This window comes from Vibrio sp. 811 (assembly GCF_033339195.1).
The window spans coordinates 1-948 of record NZ_JAWOUB010000156.1 but is presented as its reverse complement, the minus strand read 5'-3'; the positions used below and the strand labels follow the sequence as shown (position 1 = coordinate 948).

General features: G+C 46.1%; 1 protein-coding gene. It reads right to left on the bottom strand.

Annotation, left to right across the window (positions count from 1 at the left end; translation table 11 throughout):
- A partial coding sequence (locus R7Q46_RS25515; RefSeq protein ID WP_318077986.1) for an autotransporter assembly complex family protein occupies positions 1-948 on the bottom strand: 948 nt, incomplete at both ends.

Genomic DNA, 948 nt, shown 5'->3' with positions numbered 1-948 from the left:
GGCGTCGTCTAATGGAATTTTGTAGCCAGCGGTGATGGTTTGTTCTGGTTTGGAGAGAGAAAGCGCCGTATTAAAGCTATGGCCGCGTGCACTTACCCATGGTTTTTTCCATTTTAAAGTGCCGCGCACACCCGTATCGGTGGAGTAACCAATACCAGTTTCAATTTGGTTTTTCGCAGCAGGCGCTAACGAGACTTTAATCGGCAACTCGCGCCCATCTTCAAGCTTGCTTAAGTCAGGCTCAACAAACACGGAGGAAAACCAATCGGTGTTAGACAGGTTTTGGTTGTATTCACCCACATCAGAGACAAGGTAAGGTTCACCAATTTCAAAAGGTCGCATCGACTCAACACGGTTTTCCCAGATCTGGCTTCCCGTAATTTCTACCGGACCAAAGTGATAGCGAATACCGCTGTCGTAGTGCAAACGCACATTGGCTTCATTCAATTCGGGGATCACTTCCAGCTTGTTGAGCTTAAAGTCACCATTGAAGTAACCACGTTGCAAAGCCAGGTTACGGATCCCTGATTTAAGGCTGTCATACTCACCCTGATTTAAAATCCGCCCAACTTTTAAAGGCGATTTGGCGATGAGATTCGCGAATTCTTCATCCTCTTTCGCTTCACCGCTGATCACGACATCCATTACTTTGATCTTAACTGGTAAGCCTTTGTGGATGTTAACGATCAGCTCGTCATTCCCTTCGGAAATAGAGTATGAAATTTTTGCATGATAATAGCCAAGCGCATTAAGCGCTTCGGTGATACTTTGATCCAATCGCGCCTGAAAGCGCAGCGAAGTGGAGTAATCCTTCTCTGGAATCGAAGACAGGTACGCTTTCACGTTATCTTCCAGTGCGCCATCGATGCCTTTAAGCTTTAAAGAAACATCGGCATACGCGCTCTGAGAAACAACCAACAAGCCAACAATGATGGGGAGAGCTTTTTT